The 13,757-nt window shown below is 62.6% G+C and carries 7 protein-coding genes and 1 pseudogene; 4 read left to right on the top strand and 4 right to left on the bottom strand.

Features of this window, described 5'->3' with window-relative positions:
• Window positions 1-272: 272 nt before the first annotated feature.
• Both RPF88_RS32740 and RPF88_RS32735 read right to left on the bottom strand, forming a co-directional pair.
• Window positions 273-944: a hypothetical protein gene (locus RPF88_RS32740; protein ID WP_337123958.1), complete on the bottom strand. Its 672-nt coding sequence runs from the start codon at window positions 942-944 to the stop codon at window positions 273-275.
• Between the two features lie 10 nt (window positions 945-954).
• The gene (locus RPF88_RS32735; protein ID WP_337123957.1) at window positions 955-1,899 is read right to left on the bottom strand and encodes a YadA-like family protein; all 945 of its coding nucleotides are present in this window, start codon (window positions 1,897-1,899) and stop codon (window positions 955-957) included.
• A gap of 639 nt (window positions 1,900-2,538) precedes the next feature.
• Here RPF88_RS32735 and RPF88_RS32730 point away from each other — a divergent pair.
• The 3 genes from RPF88_RS32730 to RPF88_RS32720 all read left to right on the top strand — a co-directional run bounded on the left by RPF88_RS32730 (window position 2,539) and on the right by RPF88_RS32720 (window position 5,623).
• Window positions 2,539-3,681: a helix-turn-helix transcriptional regulator gene (locus RPF88_RS32730; protein ID WP_013525342.1), complete on the top strand. Its 1,143-nt coding sequence runs from the start codon at window positions 2,539-2,541 to the stop codon at window positions 3,679-3,681.
• Window positions 3,682-3,755: 74 nt separating this feature from the next.
• Window positions 3,756-4,865: a helix-turn-helix transcriptional regulator gene (locus tag RPF88_RS32725; protein ID WP_337123956.1), complete on the top strand. Its 1,110-nt coding sequence runs from the start codon at window positions 3,756-3,758 to the stop codon at window positions 4,863-4,865.
• A 131-nt stretch (window positions 4,866-4,996) separates the two neighbouring features.
• On the top strand, window positions 4,997-5,623 hold the full coding sequence (locus RPF88_RS32720) for a LysE family transporter (protein WP_337123955.1): 627 nt from the start codon (window positions 4,997-4,999) through the stop codon (window positions 5,621-5,623).
• 250 nt (window positions 5,624-5,873) lie between these two features.
• On the opposite strand, the gene RPF88_RS32715 is transcribed toward RPF88_RS32720, so the two are convergent.
• Together RPF88_RS32715 and RPF88_RS32710 are read right to left on the bottom strand one after the other, a co-directional pair.
• Window positions 5,874-6,920: a hypothetical protein gene (locus RPF88_RS32715; RefSeq protein ID WP_337123954.1), complete on the bottom strand. Its 1,047-nt coding sequence runs from the start codon at window positions 6,918-6,920 to the stop codon at window positions 5,874-5,876.
• A 74-nt stretch (window positions 6,921-6,994) separates the two neighbouring features.
• Window positions 6,995-12,277 (bottom strand): autotransporter domain-containing protein, encoded by a 5,283-nt coding sequence (locus tag RPF88_RS32710; protein ID WP_442921311.1) that lies wholly within the window; start codon window positions 12,275-12,277, stop codon window positions 6,995-6,997.
• Window positions 12,278-12,595: 318 nt separating this feature from the next.
• Here RPF88_RS32710 and RPF88_RS32705 point away from each other — a divergent pair.
• Window positions 12,596-13,524, top strand: a pseudogene (locus RPF88_RS32705) (type I restriction-modification system subunit M); the annotation flags it as partial.
• Window positions 13,525-13,757 lie beyond the last annotated feature (233 nt).

Raw genomic sequence — 13,757 nt, 5'->3', positions numbered from 1 at the left:
CGGAAGCCACCGCCGATCGAGCCGTTATTGGTTATGACGACCGTTGCGAGCATCGTCCCGCCGTTGCCGCCATTGGGCGAGCCGCCAATGCCGCCCTGGCTTGCCGAGTCATTGCCACCCGAAGCATGCCTGCGCCGCCGGACCCGCCGCCAAACGAAAGATGGATGTTGCTGGCCACGCCGCCCCTGGCCTCGTTGCCGGAAAGGTCGACATTGCTGATGGTAACGGTTGCGCCTCCATTGATGAACAGCGCTCCGCCTGCATCCACGTTCCTACGGCTTGACCGCTTTGGTTCCCTTCTTCGCTTGCACGGCGATTGAGGGCCCATCCGGCGGCGGGCCTGTAACGGCCCTCTTCGGCGGCTCGGCGGCGGGTGTGTCGGGCGCCTGCGGCCCACCGGACGTGAGGTTGACCGACACACCGTAGACTTTCCACTGCCGGTTCACCGGTTCGAACAGCAGCTCGAAATTGACCTGCAGCGGTACCGATGGGAAAAACCCCGCTATGTGCAGCATACCGTTCGGCTCGATCTGCGGCAGCAAGGTCAGTTGCGGATCGAGCACCGCGACGGCGCTGAAATCGAGCGCCTGCTTGCGCTGACTGGCAAAGATGTCACCGAGCCCTGCGGCACTGTTGGCCTGAAAATTCGGTGAGCCGAGATCGCGCAGCACGGTGTAGTTGCCGGTCTTGTTGGCCTGGTCGAGCGCCAGCAGCGTTGTCCTGGTGAGGATCAGCACGCCGTTGCGGTCGATGCTGGCGGGATGGGCTGCCTTTTGCATCACCCGCTTGTCTCTGCTTTGCGCATGCGCGGGGTGCACAGGCACCGAGACGACCATCAGCGCGACGGCCAACGCAGCGAAAAAACCGCGGGCGCCCGAGGTCCGCCAACCGGGCGCCCGCCACTGAAAAGACACGATCTGCTGAAGCCCCAAAACCCCGTTCATGCCGGCCGCGTCAGTTCAGTGTCCATGAGGCTCCGACGCTGACGCCGACATCGCCACGGCTGGTTGTCGCCGACACGGCGGCGTTGAGGCGAAAATCCTCACTGGTGTTGTAGCCAAGTCCCAGCGCCAGGCCCGATTGCCCCTTGAAATGACCAAAGCCGCCAGCGATCGACAGTTTCTCAGGCCTGTCATCGTAACGCAGTCCCGCCGTCGCCAGGGCTAGCGCCGTACCGCCACGGGCTTCCGTGCGGTTTGCGCCGATCTGCTCGCCGAGATCCTGGAAGCCGGATTCAAGCGCGCCAACGCGGCCGTCGAGCGCAGCAATATTGGTGGCATTGGTCGTTACCCTGGTGTCGAGATCCGCGATCTGCGTGGTGTGCGTGGTGAGCGTGTTGGTGTTGCTGGTGATGCGCGTCTCGTGATCGGCGAGTTCGGTGGTGTTGGCGGCGATCTGCGTCGTGTGACTGTTTACCGTGGTGCTCAGATTGGTGATGTCGGTGCTGTTCTGGGCGACCTGTGCCGGCAAGGTTTCGAGAGTCGCTATATCGAATGTTGAAGCCGCCAGATTGCCGTCGCCGTCCGTCGTCATCAGATAGGTCGTGGCGCCTTGCGCGTCCTTGCTCGCCTGCGAACTGACGCCGGCCAGCGTGTAGGTGTTCCCCCCGGTGCCGATGGCGACCTGGTTATCGCGTGTTGTCGATGTGCCTTGGCCGATCGCGGTGGAAGCCAAGAAATTGGCAGTTGCCCCCGCGCCCAGCGCGGTGGCGTTCAAGGCATTGGCGGTTGAGTTGTGACCCAATGCAGTGGCTTCGTTCTGCCCATCAGCCGCTACGCCCGCCTCGGCGCCCATGCCGATGGCCGTGCCACCGCTGCTCAGAAAGCCGATATCAAGTCCCGCTTTTGAATAGGCGCCCAGGGCAGTGCCCTGCGCCCCTGCCTCCGCATTATAACCCACGGCCGAGCCTTCGAGTTCTCCCACATACGCGTGCGGACCGACGGCTGTGGCGAAGGCAGCAGATGTCTGTGCCTGTCCTATAGGGATACTGGTATCATTGCCGCAGGCGAGGCTGTTGGAATGGCCAGTGTCGTGGCCGCCAGCGCACTCACCTGCCAACGCATGCCCTGGAAATACCGAGATGGCCAAAACCATCGCGCCGGCCAAAGCGGTGACGAGGACCGGACCGCCGCGCGAGCTGTCTTGCTCAGTCGCTTTCGCGTCTCTCGATGCGAGACGGAACCGCCTCCCATCCGACGGTGCGGCTGTCTCTAGTTGGCGCGGCGCGCCCGCCTGCTTGATCATTCTTGCCACCACGCCCAAAAACCCCCGATCAAATTGCCGATGTGGCGGGAGAGTGCAGACAAGGCGATGAAGCGAACAGTCGTCATATGCCGACTGTTCCTCGCTTTGTGAGGCCGCTACCTCCTTGTTGGGTCGGGTTGTTGCCGCATGGTCACATATTCATTTTTGCTAATTATCGATGAGGAGACCCGGTGGCGACATCATCGCCTTCAGCGACAATGCAACTTGCGCGAGAGCTTCCGTGTGTTAGGCTTCTTCACGAAACCTGATCGTCCCAAGGATCGGAAAGTTCCCATGGCTGACGTCACCATCGAAGCGGTCTCCGCCGTGGTCGGCCAGATTTATGAGGCGGCCTACGACCAGGAACGCTGGCTCGGTGCGGTAACCGGCCTGCGCGACCTGTTCAAGGCATCGCGAAGCTGTATCGCGCGGCTTGATCAGCGGGCGTTCAACGCGGTGGGGACTGTCGATGATCCGGGACTGTGTACTCCCGAGGCGGCGGCAGCACACATGCGGGACCCCATCAGCACCGTCGTGGCTGCGCTGCCGGTTGGCAACATCTATGACCGTGCACGGATAGCGGAAGACGGCGCCGACTTCCGCCGCCGTGAGCTTTGGCAGGACTGGATGAGGCCGCGCGACATGCATCATGGGCTCGCCTCGAATCTTCTCGCATCCAACGGCTCCTATTGGTTTTTCGATATTCACCGCGGCTCCAGGCAGGACGCGTTCGGTGCCGACGACATCGACCTGTTGCAGAAGATCGTGCCGCATATGTTGCGCGCCGGGCAGATCGGCCGGCGGCTGGAGAACACCTCGGCGTTGGCATCGGCTTTCTCCCACCTGCCCTTCGGCGTGTTCCTGGTCAACGGCCACCAGCGGATCGTTCAGATGAACGAGGCCGCCGAGGCAATGCTGGCGCGGCCTGACAGCCCGCTGAGGCTGAATGGCGGCACGATCGTCGCCTCCAATCCCCGGGATGCGCAGGAGCTTCAACAATTGGTCGCGGATGCCTGCTCGCTGCCGGACGGAGCCATGCCCGGACCCGGCGGAACGCTGATGGTGCCGTCGGATCACAAGCGCTCCGACCTGACGCCGCTGGTGCTGTCGGTTGCGCCCTTCGTCGACGCCCGCGCCTACGGTTTGGCCTCGGAACGGTGCGCGGTGATCATGGTCACCGAGGTCGCCCGGCGCATCCCCGATGGCTTCGAGACGCATGTCCGCAGCCTGTTCGACCTGACGCCGGCCGAAGCCCGGCTCGCAGCGACATTGGCATCCGGGCGGACGCTGAAGGAAGCCGCGGCAAGCTCGAGCATCACCGTGAAGACCTGCCGCACCTATCTCGAACGTATCTTCTCCAAGACCCGCACCCGGCAGCAGAGCGAACTAGTTGCGCTGCTCAAGAGCACCGAACCGCTTAGCGGGCGCGGCGGGTAGCCGGCTCATGCACAGCGAGCGTGCTAAGGATTTCGAGGCCAATGGCTGACGCAAACCTGGAAGCGGTGTCCGCCGTGGTCGGCCAGATCTACGAGGCTGCCTACGATCAGGAACGCTGGCTCGAAGCAGTGACTGGTCTGCGCGATCTCCTTGGCGGCTCGCGCTCCTGCATTGTGCGGCTCGATCCAACGACGAGCAACGCAGTTTCAACAGTTTATGATCCCGAGTTCGTTTCGTCCGAAGTAACCGCTGCGCACATGCGCGATCCCATCAGCGTGGTCGCGGCCGCCCTGCCTGTGGGCAAAGTCTATGACCGCACGCTGGTAACGGAAGGGGGCGCCGGCTTCCGCCGCCGTGAACTCTGGCAAGACTGGTACAGGCCGCGTGACATGTATCACGGGCTTGCCTGTAATCTTCTGGCCGCCAACGGCTCCTATTGGTTTTTTGATATTCATCGCGGTTTGAGGCAGGAAGCGTTCGGTGGCGACGACGTCCAGCTGTTGCAAAAGATCGTGCCGCACATGCTGCGCGCCGGGCAGATCGGCCGGCGGCTGGAGAATACGTCAGCGCTGGCATCGGCTTTTTCGCATCTGCCCTTCGGCGTGTTTCTGATCAACGGCCATCAGCGGATCGTGCAGATGAACGAGGCCGCCGAGGCGATGCTGGCGCGGCCCGACAGTCCGCTGGCGCTGAAGCACGGTGTGGTAGTCGCCTCCAATGCCGGAGATGCGCAGGAGCTTCAACGGCTGGTTGCCGATGCCTGCTCGTTGCGGAACGGCGCCATGCCAGGCACCGGAGGAACGCTGATCGTGCCATTGGATCACAAGCGATCTGATCTGACGCGGCTGGTGTTGTCAGTCGCACCGTTCGTCGATGCCCGCGCCTATGGCCTGGCGTCGGAGCGCTGCGCGGTGATCATGGTGACGGAGGTCGCCCGGCGCACTCCCGATGGCTTCGAGCTACATGTTCGCAGCCTGTTTGACCTGACACCCGCCGAAGCGAGGCTTGCAACGGCATTGGCATCGGGGCGGTCTTTAAAGGAAGCCGCGGCCCTTTCCCACATTACCGTGAAGACCTGCCGCACCTATCTCGAACGGATTTTCTCCAAGACCCGGACCCGGCAGCAGAGCGAACTGGTCGCGCTGCTCAAAAGTACCGAGCCGCTCAGCGGCCGTGGCCGGTAATTCCCGAACAAAAAATCTAACAGTCGGCATTTGCCGATTGTTCGGGGCCGCGTCTTTCGGCCAGATTTTGGCTAGGTTTGCAGTGGCCAGCCATGAAGTAGGGCAGGTCGTTGATGATGCGGGGCCAATCAATGATGGAAACCGGATACGTTGTCGCGGCCGGATTATTTCCGTTTGCCGTTTCCTATACGCTCGTGGCAATGCTGCCGGGTGCCAATTTTGCCGTCGTTGCGCAGGCCGGGCTGACCGCGTCGCGTGCTACGGCGCTTTCCGCTGCCGCCGGTATCGCCCTTGGCGCAAGTTCGCTGGCGGCCGTCGTCGCGACGGGGGTCGGTTCATTGCCGCACGAGGGCATCGCGCATCAGATAGCCGCCAGCCTCTACGGCGCACTGCTGGTCCTCATTGGATGGAACTCGATGCGGCGAGCTTGGTCGATCAAGACGGGACCGGATGAGCCGAAACCGGTCGCAAACGTTCGGCACTTCCGGCTGGGTTTTGTCACTGCGGTGGCAAATCCCGCAACTGCAATATTTTTCGCCTCTTCAACGCTGAACTTAAATCTCCGCGGGGCGACTTACCTAACCGTGGTCGCATTGGTGTTTGCCATTGCGATCGCCTGGTTTGGTCTTCTTGGCCTTTGCATTTCCCAATCTGTAACACAGCGGTTCTACAGACGTTTCCGAAAGCATGCGGATATCGTCCTGGGAGGTGCCCTGGTGGCGCTCGGCTTCGCCGCGCTTGGGTCTTTGAAGGGCTAAAACATGTAGCGGTGTCTGGACTGGACTAGGACGTGACAGTCCAATCGTCGGCATTCGCGATTCAGCTCTCGGGCGTTCACCGTTGGGGCGGTACGTCTGACGATCGGTGCTGCAGGTGGACTGGACAGGGTCGCGCTCACTGCAATTTGCTAGGACGGCAAGCGACGACCGGGCCGCACTCGCGCCATCGGCGATTAGCGACGCACTCCCGACGATCTCCAGTCCCCGAAGATCGGCTCGCCTGCGCGGTTTAATAGAACGGCGAATATGGCTCCCGGTCCGCTCGTGTGAAGACGGAGATGGGCTGGTCAATCCGCGCGACAACGCCCGCTCCGAAATTAATCCCAGTTCCGTCGCAGACACCAAATATGTTCGACCGCGTTCCGATCAGCACATTGACCGGTTTCCCGGCTTGGACGGGGTATGTGCTGTTGTGAATGAAAAGGACGCCGGTTGCCTGCAGCGTGTCATGCGCATTGCCGTTGCTGCTCGCTATCTCGACATAGTCGCGCCCTGCGAATGAATTTTGTGTCCAGATGCCGACAACCCCTTCCACCGAGAGCCAACCATTCGCCCAACCGTCCGCGTCGCGCGGAGAGTATTGTGTGAACAGGCGATAGGTAAGTGGGTCCGATAGCCAGAAAAGCGTTACGTAGCCGTCGATATCAGGCACATAGGTGAACCAGACGCCGGTTTCGCTCGCAGCCCACAGGCCATCCGCATCGTATGGGTCCAAATTGTTGGCGCTGACGAAATCCATTGACAGGGGTACCGGATCAGTCACGGCGTGATCGAAGAGTTGGGTGAGCGTCCAGCGCCCATTGTAGTTGAACCACTTGTCGAAGTAGGTTCCTCGAGCCACCGAGCTCAGGTCGATGATCTGTCGCTCCCCCCGTTCGACCGGACCAAAAGGAACGGGGTCGAAGTCCGGCAATTTGAGGCGCGGTATCATGACTGTGCTGGTCGCCAGTCGTGGCGACAACTTGCCCAGATCAAGCATGGATCCTGCTTTGCCAACCGCCGAACGCACGTTCCGCGCGATCAGATCCGTTCGATATTCTCGCCAATAGTGCCCGGACAGGATCTTGTCGAACGCGACCATCTGTTCGATCAGATGGTCGACGTCTTTGGCGGACCGTTTGGGCTTGGAAAGGAAAGCGTTCTGATGGCCAAGCAATTGCTTTCGCGCCTTGGCCTCACCTTCCAGAATGTCCGCGTCGAACGGCAGTTTACACCCCTCTGTTGGCGTAAAGCCGCTTTCATGCTTCGTGTGGAAATCGCCCATCAACTTGACCATGCTGCCTCCATCAGTCTCTGGCTAATCTTGCAACCAAGGTGACGGCGCTTCCTGATGATCGCCACCTCTCGCCGTCAGAATTTCACCGCGAGATCGAGCTTAGCGCCATTGTCGACAGCGCCACCGCCGAACTGTCCGGAATAGGACAGGGCGAGCGTCGCATTGGCCGACATTTTGAGGTCGATGCCGGCCTCGATCACGGCGCTGTCCGTGGCGATCGGCACGCCGGCGATGGTGAAGGCATCGCTGCCGGCAAAGGCGACCGTCGACAGCGGCGTGGTATCGCCGAAAGCGTGCCGCCAGCCGAGCATGCCGAGCGCTGTCGCATTGATGTTGCCGAGCGCAAAACCGGTCGAGCCGCGCAGGCCGAGCGTGGTGAAGGTGGCGTCGGTGGTGGAACCCGCGCTGGTCAACGCTGCCGCGCCGCCCTTTTCGGTAAAGCCGTCGGTGTGCACGCTGACATAGGCGAGATTGACGAAGGGCTCGAACATGAAGCCCTCGGCATCGGGCCCGCTGCTACCGACCTTGTAGGCAAGTTCGCCGAAGATCTGCGCGGTGCCGGCGTCATAGTCGGCCGAAAGTTGATCGGCAAATCCGTTGAAGGCGACCGAGCGTTTTGTCGACAGGCTGCTCCAGCTGTAGGCCCCACCGGTTCGGAAAGCGATGGCGCCCCAGTTGGTGCCGCCATAGAGACCGAGATGGTAGTTGTCGGCGTCGCCCCTGGAGCTGCGATCATCGGCATCGAAGTTCGCATGGCTGTAACCGCCAAGCAGACCGACACGCCAGCCGCCCACCAGCGTGTCGGCGCCCGCCAGCAGGCCCCCCGTCGAGCGATCGAAAGCGGCGGCGTTGCCGTCGCTGTCGGTGTTGCCCCAGGACCCGAAAGCCTGGCCCCAGACGGCAAAGCGATCGGTGTCGGCGGCGACCATCTCGGGGCCACCCTCGCCATAGGCCATGACGGGAAGTGCTGCGGTGCCAACATCGCCGAAGGCGGCGCGGACACGGCTGGTCGCGGCATCGCGGACGAAGCGGCTGTCCTCGACCAGCATGCCCTTGGCCGAGGCATGGATTTCGCCAGACAGCTGGTCGAAGACAGTGCGTGCCTCGGCGTCGGTGGCCAGGCCGGCGACGGCGTTGAACACAGCCCCACCGGTCAGGCTGTCCAGCCCCTCGCCGGTGGCGATCTGGTTGGGCGTCAGCCCGGCATCGGCGAAGTCACGGACCTGCGCCACGTCCAGATAAGCATTATAGGCGTCGTAGTTATGGTTGACCGTCAGGAAGGCGGTATTGGTGACGCCGGTCACCGAACCGAATTCGCCGGTTAAGCCGCCGTCGGCGGTGAGCACCTTGTAGTGCGCGCCGACTTGCAGGTTGCCCACCATATGGACTTCAAGAGTAGAACCGGCAGCCAGCGTCGTCGTGCCGGTCGAGACAAACTTGTCCGATTGATTGACGCCACCGATATCGACCGCATAGACCGAGCTACCACCGAACTGCGCATTGCCGCTCGTGTTGAGCACATCGCCCGCGAAGCCGTTGACCACCGTCGTGCGGCCTTGATTCACGAACATCGCCAGGTTGGTGAAGTTGGTTATCGCGATACCGCCCACTCCGGCAGCATCGACGATGCTCCCGGGACCATTGGTCATCGTGTCGCCGCCGCCGCCGAAATCGCTGGTGCCGCCCGCCGTGCGCCAAGTGCCGTTGTTGTTGAATGTGTCAGCAGCAGCGCCAAAGGTCACCGTACCGGTGATGAAACCTGCGTTGGCAAGGACGAACGGCCCGCCGGTGGCCACGAGCGCTGAGTCGGTCAGCAGCCCGGAGCTGTTGCGGATCGTACCAACCGACGTATTGGTGATGGTGCCGCTGGAACCCGTCACCGTCACACCGCGCGCTACGCCGCTGGCCGTGCCGGCAACATTGACGTTCACCACGCCGGCGCCGGTTGCCTTGATGCCTTCGGCGGCAGTGCCGGTGACCGCGCTGTTGGCAGTCACCGTGACCGTGCCGGTGCCGCTATTAGTCGCTTCGATGCCGGTCAGGCCCGACACCGCGCCGGTGGTCGTCACACCAACTGTGCCGGCGCCCGCCGCGTTGGTCTGACGCGCGATGATCGCCGTATTGTCCGTTGAGGACACCGCGCCGGCGTTCACCAACACACTGCCGCCGGTGGTGCGCGCGTAGACACCATTGCCCGACGTCGCGGTTACCGGACCGACCGTCTTCACCGTCGTCGAGCCGGAGCCTAAGTTCTCCGCGTCGACGCCGAATCGTGCGCCGATGGCACCATTGGCCGTCACGTTGATGTTGCCAGTTGCGGCAGCTGGGAAGATCGCGGTGACGATGCCGGCATTGCCCGACTTAATGTCGCCGTTCGCCAGCGCCGTGACATTGCCGGTCGTCGACTGCGCCTGGATATCGATGGCGTCCTTGCTGCCGGCCAGCGCCGTTACCGCGCCGGTGGTGACAGTGATGGCGCCGCCTGCGGCGGTATCGCGCACCACAATGCCTTTGCCTGCCATCGAGCTGCTGGCGCCTGAGATGTTGACGCTGACCGTGCCGGAACCATTGTTGAGGATGTTGGCTGCATCGCCGCTGCCGCCGGCGAAACCGCCGGCGCCGGTGACCAAGATATCGCCAGCGCCGCCGGTGCCGGCGATCAGCTCCAGGCCATCGGTCGCGCCGGTCACCGTGTTGGCGGCATTCACTGTCACTGCGCCGCCGCCGGCCGCCAGAATGCCCTCGGAGAGGGTGCCGGTGATCATGCCGGCCGTGGTGACGGTGATCGCGCCCGTGCCGCCAGTGGTCGCGGCGATGCCCCTCGTGCCAGAGACATTGCCTGTGGTCACATCGACCGTGGCCGCAGTCGCTGCGAAGACCATTTGGGCGGTGATGCCTGCAAACCCGGTGGCGGTGACGTCGCCCGCAGTCACCTTGATATTGCCGCCACTGCCCTGCGCAAAGATGCCGCCACTGCCGCCGCCAGTCGCGGTGACCGGACCAGCCGCCGTCACCGTGAGCGTGCCCCCGCCCAAGTTTACGGCGGAAATCCCGCTGCGGCCATCGATTGCGCCGTTGGCCGTCACGTCGAGATTGCTGGTCTCCGACCGGGTCTGCACGTCGATTGCGGTTCCGGCCAGCGCGCTCACGGCACCTGTGGTGACGCCAATGTCGCCGCCAAGGGCTGTATCGCGAACGTAGATGCCATGGCCGCCGGTGGAGTTGCTCGCGCCCGCAATGTCGACCGTGAGGGTGCCGGCGCCGTTGTTGAGGATGTTCGCCGCGTCGCCGGTCCCGCCGACGAAGCCGCCGACGCCGGTCACCGAGATGTCGCCGCCGCCGCCGGTCCCGCCGATCAGGGTCAGGCCGTTGGTCGCCCCGGTCACTGCCTCGAGGACGCTTACGCTCACTGCATTGTTACCGGTCGCCACAATACCCTCGGCGAGGGTGCCGGTGATCGTGCCGGTGGCAGTGACGCCAACCGTGCCCGTGCCATTGTTGGTGGCCACGATGCCCGTCGTGCCGGAGACATTGTTCGCGCTCATGTCAACCGCGCCCGCGCCAGCTCCGGCGTGCCAGGCTACGATCGCCGTGTTGCCGGTGGCGGTGACATCGCGCGCTGCCACTATTACATGGCTGCCGACCGATGCGGCAAAGATGCCGTTGCCGGTGGTCGCGGCAATTGGACCCCCTGCGACCACCGTCGTCCTGCCCGTGCCGAGATTCTCGGCGTCGATGCCGAACCGGGCGTCAATCGACCCGTTGGTGGTCACCTCGATATTGCCGGTTGCCGCACCTGGAACGATCACCGCCACCAAACCGGCGTTACCCGCCTGAAGGTCGCCATTGGCGGTCACCGCGATGTTGCCGGTCAGCGACTGGCTCTGCGCATCGATCGCATCTTTGCCGAGCGCCAGTGCGGTCACAGCACCCGTGGTGACGCCAATGTCGCCGCCAAGCGCTGTATCGCGAACGTAAATGCCATGGCCACCGGCGGAGTTGCTCGCGCCCGCAATGTCGACCGTGAGGGTGCCGGCGCCGTTGTTGAGGATGTTCGCCGCGTCGCCGGTCCCGCCAACGAAGCCGCCGACGCCGGTCACCGAGATGTCGCCGCCGCCGCCGGTCCCGCCGATCAGGGTCAGGCCGTTGGTCGCCCCGGTCACTGCCTCGAGGACGCTTACGCTCACTGCATTGTTACCGGTCGCCACAATACCCTCGGCGAGGGTGCCGGTGATCGTGCCGGTGGCAGTGACGCCAACCGTGCCCGTGCCATTGTTGGTGGCCACGATGCCCGTCGTGCCGGAGACATTGTTCGCGCTCATGTCAACCGCGCCCGCGCCAGCTCCGGCGTGCCAGGCTACGATCGCCGTGTTGCCGGTGGCGGTGACATCGCGCGCTGCCACTATTACATGGCTGCCGACCGATGCGGCAAAGATGCCGTTGCCGGTGGTCGCGGCAATTGGACCCCCTGCGACCACCGTCGTCCTGCCCGTGCCGAGATTCTCGGCGTCGATGCCGAACCGGGCGTCAATCGACCCATTGGTGGTCACCTCGATATTGCCGGTTGCCGCACCTGGAACGATCACCGCCACCAAACCGGCGTTACCCGCCTGAAGGTCTCCATTGGCGGTCACCGCGATGTTGCCGGTCAGCGACTGGCTCTGCGCATCGATCGCGTCCTTGCCAAACGCCAGCGCGCTGACATTGTTGGTCTTGACCGAAACGCCGGTGCTGGTCGCTACGTCGCGGACGGTGATGCCTTCGCCTGTTGCCGCAGAGACACTTGCGGCGATGTTGATGTCGACCGAACCGGCACCTCCCGTCTGCGCCGCATCGAAGGCATTGCCGGTGCCGTTGTTGATGATGCTCCCACCCGTGTAGGTGATCACGCCGCCGGCTGCCGAGAGCGAGAGCGCCGCGGTGCCGCCAGCTGTTGGCATGTTGCCGGCATCAATGCTGATCGTGCCATTGTTGGTGACGTTGAGACCACCGGCGCCAGTGTTGGAAACTGCGAGGCCATTGCCGCTTACCGTCGTTCCTGCATCGATGTTGAGGATGATCGGTGTTGCGATGGCACCAGAGTAAGCTCGGTCATTGGGCGGGTTATCAGGATACGTCGTGTCGATGGTGGTGGTATTGTCGCATTGGATCTTGGCGCCAACAACGAAGCAAGCCGACCAGGCCTGTCCCGGTGCCAGCAGGGTCGCGCCCGCAGCTGCGGCAACGCCAACAGCGGATCGCAGTGCAAGCCGGCTCACTTGAGAACGCAGCTTCCACCGCAAAGCCGAATTCGTGGAAGCCTTTCCCGGAATCGAAGGCGAAAGAACAGCCTGCCTGTGCCCGATCATTCTTGCCATCACGCTCAGTTCCCGTCGAATTCTCGAATGCGGCGGAGACTGCGGCCAAGGCCGTGGACCGAACAGTCGTCATATGACGACTGTTCGTCGGTTTGTGGGTAAGCAATAGATTGCTGGCCGGCTTGTTGCCGGCTGGCCACATATTCTGTTGTGCTAATTATCGACCAAGGTGAAAATAGTGGCAGGCAGAGCTGACGCCACCCGTCAGAGCTCTGTCCGCACAATGCCTACGCACCTTTCAACAACGCCACGAGCCGGCTCTGCCGGCGGCTTCCGGTTTGGCGAATATTCGCTCCAGAGAGACCGGGTGATCTGCGCCTCGACTTCGCGTGCGGCTCCGGCTCGCTGCTGCTGAACGTGCGCAAGCGCATGGGGCCGCACGGCATCGGCAGAATCTACGGGCAGGAAAAGAACATCACCACCTACAACCTCGCGCGCATGAACATGCTGCTGCATGGCGTGAAGGACACTGAATTCGAGATCTACCACGGCGATACGCTTTCCAATGACTGGGACATCCTGCGCGAATTGAATCCTGCAAAGAAGCCTTCCTTCGATGCCATTTGTGGCCAACCCGCCCTTCAGTTTGCGCTGGGATCCGACTGAGGCGATGGGCGACGATGTGCGGTTCAAGAACTATGGGCTGGCGCCCAAGTCGGCCGCGGACTTTGCCTTCCTGTTGCACGGTTTCCACTACCTGAAGGATGAAGGCGTAATGGCCATCATCCTCCCCCACGGGGTGCTGTTCAGAGGTGGGGCGGAAGAGCGCATTCGAACCAAGCTGCTGAAGGACGGTCACATCGACGCCGTCATCGGACTGCCCGCCAACCTGTTCTATTCGACGGGTATCCCGGTCTGCATCCTTGTTCTGAAGAAGTGTAAGAAGCCCGACGATGTTCTCTTCATCAACGCAGCCGAGCACTTTTTGAAGGACAAGCGTCAGAACAAATTAGGGGATGGCAAGAACGGGACAACGGACCATATCGGCAAGATCATCGAAACCTACAAGTTCCGTAAGGAGGAGGACCTATTCCAAGCGCGTCAGCATCGATCGTATCGCCGACGAGGGTCACAACCTCAATATTTCCCGCTACATCAGAACGGCTGAGGATGAGCTCGAAATCGATCTAATAGCCGCCAATGAAGACTTGGTCGACATCGAGAAGCAGTTTCGCGCAGCGACAGCGAAGCACAACACATTCTTGCGCGAGCTTGGGCTTCCAACCTTGCCGCTTTCAAAAGGATGACGCCGGGCTCGAATCGACCATCAAGCAGCGCGCCGGTGCGCCTTGAGAGCTGCTGATTTCCCACGTCCGCTTTCGGTCTATATCGATGTTGGCTTGTACGGCGGTAATGAGGCGCATTGCTGCCGCTAGCTCACAGCTAGCTATCATCCGCTACGAGGATGGGGAAGCACAAGCAGTGCGCTGGAAATGGCGTCGGGCTCTGTTCACTTGCTATGCCTAGGAATGTGCATATA

The sequence above is a fragment of the Mesorhizobium sp. ISC11 genome (assembly GCF_037162595.1).
Classification (GTDB): Bacteria; Pseudomonadota; Alphaproteobacteria; order Rhizobiales; family Rhizobiaceae; genus Mesorhizobium; species Mesorhizobium ciceri.
The sequence above is the reverse complement of the archived record's forward strand: the minus strand, read 5'-3'. Positions and strand labels throughout refer to the sequence as shown.

Excerpts from the sequence above, each read along its gene's own strand:
- RPF88_RS32740 (WP_337123958.1), bottom strand. The coding sequence starts at position 944 with ATGAACGGGGTTTTGGGGCTTCAGCAGATCGTGTCTTTTCAGTGGCGG.
- RPF88_RS32730 (WP_013525342.1), top strand. The coding sequence starts at position 2,539 with ATGGCTGACGTCACCATCGAAGCGGTCTCCGCCGTGGTCGGCCAGATT.
- RPF88_RS32720 (WP_337123955.1), top strand. The coding sequence starts at position 4,997 with ATGATGGAAACCGGATACGTTGTCGCGGCCGGATTATTTCCGTTTGCC.
- RPF88_RS32715 (WP_337123954.1), bottom strand. The coding sequence starts at position 6,920 with ATGGTCAAGTTGATGGGCGATTTCCACACGAAGCATGAAAGCGGCTTT.
- RPF88_RS32710 (WP_442921311.1), bottom strand. The coding sequence starts at position 12,277 with ATGGCAAGAATGATCGGGCACAGGCAGGCTGTTCTTTCGCCTTCGATT.